Source organism: Aureimonas sp. D3, from assembly GCF_001463805.1.
In the GTDB taxonomy this organism is placed as follows: Bacteria; Pseudomonadota; Alphaproteobacteria; order Rhizobiales; family Rhizobiaceae; genus Aureimonas; species Aureimonas ureilytica_A.
The window spans coordinates 1-6,806 of the sequence record NZ_BBWM01000091.1 but is presented as its reverse complement, the minus strand read 5'-3'; the positions used below and the strand labels follow the sequence as shown (position 1 = coordinate 6,806).

The window sequence follows — 6,806 nt, the reverse complement described above, 5'->3', positions numbered from 1 at the left end:
GGAAGGACCGCCCCGCGCACCAGCAGGACTACAAGGCGAGCTTGCTTCGCGACCGCTTCCCCGACGCGATCCTCCCGCCCAAGACCGGCAACGCGCTCTACATGGTCGATGTCCGCGACCCGCGCCGCACCCGCGCGTTGCTCCGCGACGGCGCTTGGGTCGAGGCCGACGACGAGTCCGGCACCGTGTCCCTGTGGGGACCGCACAGCGCGTCCGCCGCCACTCTCGCCGAGGCCATCAGCGTCTCCACCGTCTACGGCGTCGACAGGATCGAGCGCACCGCAGCGGCGGGGAAGCCGGGCAAGGGCCGCCGCAAGGGCGGTATGCCCGAGGAGGAGGCGATCTCGCTCGCCGATCGCTGGCGCCGTCGCGGTTTCGCCGACGTGTCAGAATCCCCGGCCGGGGTCCGCGTCGGCCTCGACGGGCGCAGCCGTCTCGTGGACTCCGGCGATCACGTGGACCTCGTGGGGCCGGTCAGCGACGCCGCGCTGCGCGCCCTCGCGTCCAAGGCCGCCGAGGATTGGGGCGGCACGTTGGAGTTGGACGGCCCGTGGCCGGCCGAGGCGCAGGCTCGCCTCTGGCCTGAGTGCCAGCGGTAAGGCGTCGAACTGGCCGGATACCAGCCACCGCCCACCGTCGCTGCAGCCTGGGCGGCCGAATCCGGTTCCGCGGCCGACACCGCGACGAAACTCCGCGCCGTCAGGTCGGAGACGGCCGAAGCCGACCTCCTACTCGGCGCGGCGGCGGGCGACGTCGCGAGCCTCAAGCGCCTCGAACCCGCGCTCCGGGCCTTCGTGTCGGGCCATCTGGACGACGATCAGCGCCGCGACCTCGCGCGCGCCGACCGCGAGGACATCGTTCAGGCCCTCGCGGAGTTCCGGCGGCTTGGCGCGGCCGAACTCGATCGCCAGAAGGCGAAGCGCATCGCCGGGGTCCCCAGCATTTTCGATGCTCCGGCGAAGCCCGCCGATGCGCCGGCGCGTGATGCCGCGCCCGCGTTCGGGCGACGCTTGAATCCGATCGACTGAGGAGACCCTGCCATGGCCGCCGCCGACGACTTCTCAGCCGTCCCCACGTATCGAGGTCGCGCGATCGTGCGCGACCTTCAGGCGCTCGCGCGAGGCGACATCCGCTATCCCTACAGCCGCGCGGGCGACATCCCCGGCGCACCCGCCCTCTCGGCGGACCCCGCGCTCCGGCGGTTCGTCGGCGACGTGTCCGCCGCCGACTTGGACCGCCTCGCGGACGCGGACATGGCCGACATCATCGCCCGGCTGCCCGACTGGCGCGAGCGGGGCCGCACCCTCATTGCGCACGATACCGCGCCCGTGACCGACTACGCAGCGGCGCGGTCGGGCGACGAGGCCGCCCGCGACCGTCTCCGGGCCTCGATTGCTGAGGGCGGATATGGCGAGCCCGACCTCGCCATGGCCTCCGCGTGGGACCATGCGGAGGACCTCTCCGGCCTGACCGTCGCGGAGGCTGCCGATGCCCTCGAGTCCTACGCGCAGGCGTTGGCGGAGGACCGCATGGAGTACGACCTTGGCGACGACGAGATGGACAACGAGGTGCGAGACTACGAGGAGGGCGACGTGGCAGGCCGCTACGCCCCGTGACCTCCTCCGCCACCGTTCTCGAATCCCGCCGCGAGGCGGTCGCGCTCCGGCGGTACGTGCGCGAGCGCGCCGCCGGTCGGGCCGCCCCGGAGTGGGTCACCTACGACGACCGCCTCCGGGCATGGGTGGTCGCGGCCAGTGAAGCTGCCGCCACTACCAGCGGACGGGACTGGCGCCGGGTCCGCCAGCCGTCCGAGCCGTGGTGCAGCACCCTCGGTCGCGATCTCACCATCGCGGCCGACGACTCCCTCCAAGCGATGTTCGCGACGATCGAGGACGGCGACCCCAGCGCATGGCGGCGCCTGTTCCTCGACGTCGACCGAGCCCCCGGCCGCTGCCTGACGGACTGGCGCGCCCGCGGCCGCCGCCTCCTCGCCGCGGTATCCGCGGAACCCGGAGCGAGCGGAAGCCTCGCCGGAAAGTTCGCCTTGCGGGGCAAGGGCAAGCGGAGTCTGGCGGGCGTCTAGCGCCCGCTGAAGCTCAACCACAGGAGGTTGAGGTCATTGCTGGCCGCTGACGATGTTGAGGATCGATGCAGTCCCCGCACCACCATAGGAACGCGAGTCGGTCGAACGCAGGCTCGCAAGGAGATCCGAAAGAGGGTTCGAACTGGGCTTGGTCGATTGCGCATCGGTCCTCGCAGCGTATTTGGCCGCCAGCTTGGACACCTTTGCCGGGTCCTGAAGGTCGGAGACGTCGAGCTTCGACTCGATGAGTTTGGCTTGCGCGTCGATCGACAGGTTCGACATCGAAGCAGGCAGCCCGAGCGCGCCCTGCACCACCTTCAGCAAGTTGCCGTCCCCGAGGAGGCCGTAGACACCGCTAACGGAGGCTGCGGTCCTCTGGAAATAAAGGGCGAGTTGCGCCCCGCCGTTCATCTCACCGGCCGCGTTCTCCATGCCCTGCCTGTAGTAGGCGGTTTCGACCGCAGCCGCGACCGAAGCGTTGAACGTCGCGTTTCCCGACGAATCGAAGGTGAACGCCGATGCGAGACTCTTGAACCCGCCGTTCGTTAGCTTCGAGGCCAACGATCCGCTGGCCGTCCCGCCTGCCAAGACCTTCCGGATCAGCCCTTTCGAACCCATGTCGTCTTCCAGGCCATAGGCCTTCAGGGCGTAAACATAGACCGATTTCGTGGACATGAAGTCGTCGATGGTCTTGACCTTCGACAGGTCCCGCTCGAAAGCCTTGGTGGCCGCCTGCACGGACTTCTGGTTGGCGATCTTCTGAAGCGAAGCCGTGAGGTCTCGGGCATAGATCGCATAGGAGGCGGCAGCGCCGATCATGGGCATTCCTCTCGTCGATGTTGCACGTACTTCCGTCCCGTGCCGACCCCGGCATGGCGGCCGTTTCCAATGAGAACAGCCCCCCGATGCTGGGCAACGGAGGGCTGGCGCAAGCCGGGAACTTCATGTTCGCGACGGGGACCGCATCATGGGTCCGACGGCTTGCTAGGGTCCGGTTCCGCGGTTCCTTACTGGAAGAGGCGGAGGATGTTCTGCGCGCCCTGGTTGGCGATGTTCAGCGCCTGATACGCCAGTTGCTGCTTCGTCTGAAGGGCCTGCAAGCGGGCACTTTCCTCTTCGAGATTGGCATCGACCAGGTTGGAAAGCGTGGTTTCCTTGGAGCTCGAAAGAGCCTTGTTCATCGACTGCTGCGTGGCGATCCGATCAGAGGCGGCACCCAATGCTGCCGCGTAGTTGGTGACGGTCGTGATGGTCGAGGTAAGGGATGACGAGATGTCGGCGGCCTTGCTGCTGTTGTCGAGTTCCGCTTGCGTGAACGTGGTCAGCGTCGTCGTGAACGTGTTCGTTCCGGTGATGACGGCCGTGGTCGAAGCGGCCACGACGTCGACCGGCGTGATGGTGCTCGACACCACCGCTCCCGCGGCGCCGACACTCGACGCGTAGCTGTATGCCGTCGTGCCGTTGTTGATGAGGTTCTTGGCGCCGCTGAAGTTGGTCGCCGCGGTGATCTGGGCCTGAGCGGCAGTAACGGCCAACCAAGCGGTGTTCTTGTCGGAGGCGGCGGAGTACGCGGCGAGCTTCGCGTTCAGGTTCGAGAGAGCCGAAGCGATGCCAGTGGTGGCGGACGTTCCCGCGTCAACGGTGGCCTTGGCTGTGGAAAGGGACTTGTCGATCGCCGCATGCGTCTTGAGGTCGGTACGGATGCCCTCTGCGGCAACCCAGACGGTCGCATCGTCCTTGGCGCTTGCGACGCGCAGGCCGCTGGAGATCCGATTCTGGGTTGTTGTCAACTCGTCGCTGATCGAACGGATGTTCTGGAGAGCGTAGCGAGCGGATGTATTGATCGTGACCATTTTTATTTCCCCGTTGCTTCAGGCAGACCCTCGTTGCCTGTGCCTCGTTTCTAGCAAATAGAGAAAAATAACTTCCGATATTTTCCAATAGACTTTTAAATAACGCAGTAAAAGCCGCTCGCAGTCAAAACTATAGTTTAAGTCCGGGAAAATTTCTGCTTAGAATTTTATTAGAACCGTCGATGTATCGATGATCCCAGCAAATTTCGATGCACGGCACGCTCCACTCCGTTCGATGTGTCGGACATGACGAAGGAAACACCCATGCCACCGTTCGAAAGCGTGACGGTCAAAGTGCCCGGCGAGGCCCGGGATGTGCTACTGGACGTGGCGAGAGTGCTTCGGGAAAAGCCAGCCTTCGCCCGTAGGCTGGCGGAAGTGGTTGAGGAGTTCGAACGGCCCTCGCTGGCCGCGATGCTCGAGGAGGCCCCCTCCCGACTGGAAGCCTAGGAGCGCAGGCTCGACGCCCTGGACGCGGACATGCAGGAGGGCGGTAGGGAGTTCGCAGGACCCGACCCCGCCTGGTTCAAGGGGGCAGGTTACAGCAAGAAGCTAACCCCGTCGGGCGAGGAGGAGATGGTTCGGCAGTTCGACCGCGGCCTCACCGACAAGCAGATCGCCCGCCGCTTCGGACTCAGCCTCAGCGCCATCTGCTTGAGGCGGAAGCGATATGACCTGGAGCAGGCTGCGCGATCATATCCGATTGACCACCTATCGTGAGTTGACGCGGTCTGCGTGGTTCTCGGCACCGACGATCGGCGTAGTTCGTTAAAGCGCTAATTGTTGACAACATGAACCATCCCCCGTACCCATTGGTGTACCCAGGCGCTCGTCGCCGAGGCGAGATTTTCCGCCGCGCCGTCAACGGGTTGTGCGTTTAGACGGGGGACTCTCCCTCCCTCTCCGCCATTTAGGATTCACACTCCGCCAATTCCAAAACCCCGGTTCTTCCGGCATTCTGCTCATCGGGGCGCCCAGCCAAGGGTGGCCGAAACGTGCGTGGATCGGGTGGTGTACAGCGTGGTGTATCGTGCGGTGTATCGTTGGAGGCGAGGACGGAGGGCACTCGCAAGCGTGCCGCGTCCCGTGGTCCCGGTCCCCACCTCGTGCGCTGCGGCACGAGCTACCTCTTCCAGATTCGGCTGCCGATCGCGCTCGGCGGCGGTCGTGCTATGCCTCCGATCCGCATCGGGCTCGGTGCGCGTCCGGCCAACGACGCACGGCGCATGGCCGATCTCCTCGCCGCCGCGGCCCGCACCGAGTTCGTACGCATCAAGGCGCGCGGCATGAGCGGCGAAAAGGATGCAGGCGCTGAGCCCGGGGGCGAGCCGATGTTCTCGGGCGAGGATGCGCGGGAAGCGATGGCGGAGGTCCGCGGTTATCTGAAAGCCTTCAAGCAGATCGCCGATCGCGAGGCTCCAGAACCCAGCGCTCAGCAAGCAGCCGCTCTGGCAGGGATTCGTGGTCTCGTCGGCATCGCGCGCGAAGTCGCGAAAGGCCCGGACGGCAATCCCGTCGTTGTCGACAACGTCGATCTTCTGAAGGCCAAGTACGTCGACATGTTCGCCGGGACGGCTCTGACGCCGCCATCCGGCGCGATCTCTTCGACCAACCGTCCGTTGGATGCGGTGCCAGCGCCCGTTCCATTTGCGCCAAGCGTTCACCCCGCGAGCTTGGCGCCAGTGCCGTCTCAGCCGCGGCCGTTGGACGAGAGGGGGCGTCCGATCCCCGACTATAAGCTGGATCGTCGCTTCGTTGCGCGCGCACCGTCGCTCAAGCCGCGCTTCAGCGAAGTCTCGGAAGACTACCTCCAGTATCGGGAGGATGCGTCTCCGTCCAAGCAGCGCGACATCAGCACGGCCCGGTTCCGCCGCGACCTGTTCATCGAGCTGATCGGCGATCATCCCGTCGACACCTACAACCCCTCCGATCTCCAGGCTTACGTCCATCTCCTCGGCTTCTGGCCCGCCGACGAGGCCGATCGCAGAAAGGACTGGAGCGCCCGCCAGATCATCGAGGACAATCGCGATCTCCATCTCAAGCCGCTCAAGCGCTCGACCTTCCAGGAGGGCTACGTCAGCGTCATCGGCACGATGATGCGCCGCCGAATGAAGGACTACGGCTACTCCGATCCCTTTGGCGGAGCGAACATCCGATATCCGGAAACCGCGGTCGCGAAGCGACCGTCGGCACCGTTGTCGGCGGAAAAGATTTCCAGCGTGTTCCGGATCGGGGTTGGCAGCGGCCTTCTCGACGAAGCGATGCTGCCCCTTCTCGGCCATTTGACAGGCCGTCGCCTCGGCCTCCTGATTCACCTTCAGGGAAGCGATGTCCGCGAGAAGTTCCGAGGCGTTTTCGTAGCCGATACGTCCGGCATCACCAAGCGGGATGGCAAGTGGATGCGCGTGCCGATCAAAACGGATGCCAGTGCTGGCTACTTCATCCTGCACCCGCTTCTGAAAGAGATCGGCTTCATCGGCTGGGCAATGGAGCAAGGGGACAGCTTCCTGTTCCCGGAGATTATGCGTCTGGTCGATCCATCGAAGAGCGCCTCCTCGTACATGCAGCGGCTCTTCCAGAAGGCTGGCATCGAGAAGGGGAAGGGAGAGGTCTTCCACTCGCTTCGCGGCAACAACATCGATGAGATGCGAGACGACAACGTCGATGGGCGTATCCGCCGTCTTCAGGTCGGACACACGGTAGGCGGGGACGAGCACGAAGGCTACGGTCAGCGGGCGATCAGCGAGAAGGGTGCTCGTCAGCTTGCCTTGCTGCCGTTGAACCCCGAGATTGATTTCACGATGTTTTCGGGGTTGGACTTTGACGCAATGGCGAGGCGCAAGCGCACGAGAGGGCGTCGCCCGGCTGGC

Annotated in this window: 9 protein-coding genes; 7 read left to right on the top strand and 2 right to left on the bottom strand. The window is 65.3% G+C overall.

Annotated features, from left to right (window positions below; genetic code table 11):
* From AUL36_RS24380 to AUL36_RS22845, 4 genes are all read left to right on the top strand, one after another.
* The coding region (locus AUL36_RS24380) for a hypothetical protein (protein WP_192843902.1) at window positions 1-599 on the top strand (599 nt) is incomplete at its 5' end.
* 195 nt (window positions 600-794) lie between these two features.
* A complete protein-coding gene (locus AUL36_RS22855) occupies window positions 795-1,028 on the top strand; it encodes a hypothetical protein (RefSeq protein ID WP_062224557.1) in 234 nt (77 codons plus the stop codon).
* Between the two features lie 12 nt (window positions 1,029-1,040).
* Window positions 1,041-1,616, top strand: coding sequence for a hypothetical protein (locus tag AUL36_RS22850; protein ID WP_062224555.1), 576 nt, complete (start codon window positions 1,041-1,043; stop codon window positions 1,614-1,616).
* Window positions 1,613-2,083, top strand: coding sequence for a hypothetical protein (locus AUL36_RS22845; protein ID WP_062224553.1), 471 nt, complete (start codon window positions 1,613-1,615; stop codon window positions 2,081-2,083). Before AUL36_RS22850 ends, AUL36_RS22845 begins: the two co-directional genes overlap by 4 nt.
* Before the next feature lie 33 nt (window positions 2,084-2,116).
* Here the strand turns inward: AUL36_RS22845 and AUL36_RS22840 are convergent, their stop codons facing one another.
* Entirely contained in the window at window positions 2,117-2,821 is a 705-nt protein-coding gene (locus tag AUL36_RS22840) for a DUF1217 domain-containing protein (RefSeq protein ID WP_192843515.1), read from the bottom strand.
* A gap of 269 nt (window positions 2,822-3,090) precedes the next feature.
* A complete protein-coding gene (locus AUL36_RS22835; RefSeq protein WP_062224549.1) occupies window positions 3,091-3,936 on the bottom strand; it encodes a flagellin N-terminal helical domain-containing protein in 846 nt (281 codons plus the stop codon).
* A 264-nt stretch (window positions 3,937-4,200) separates the two neighbouring features.
* Between AUL36_RS22835 and AUL36_RS22830 the strand changes: the two genes are divergently transcribed.
* The 3 genes from AUL36_RS22830 to AUL36_RS22820 form a co-directional block, all read left to right on the top strand.
* A complete protein-coding gene (locus AUL36_RS22830) occupies window positions 4,201-4,386 on the top strand; it encodes a hypothetical protein (protein WP_062224547.1) in 186 nt (61 codons plus the stop codon).
* 30 nt (window positions 4,387-4,416) lie between these two features.
* Window positions 4,417-4,656 carry a helix-turn-helix domain-containing protein gene (locus AUL36_RS25055; RefSeq protein ID WP_062224545.1) on the top strand — a complete coding sequence of 80 codons (240 nt, stop codon included), beginning with the start codon at window positions 4,417-4,419 and terminating at the stop codon, window positions 4,654-4,656.
* A gap of 506 nt (window positions 4,657-5,162) precedes the next feature.
* Window positions 5,163-6,806 (top strand): hypothetical protein (locus tag AUL36_RS22820; protein WP_156418551.1); only part of this gene is annotated, 1,644 nt, incomplete at its 3' end.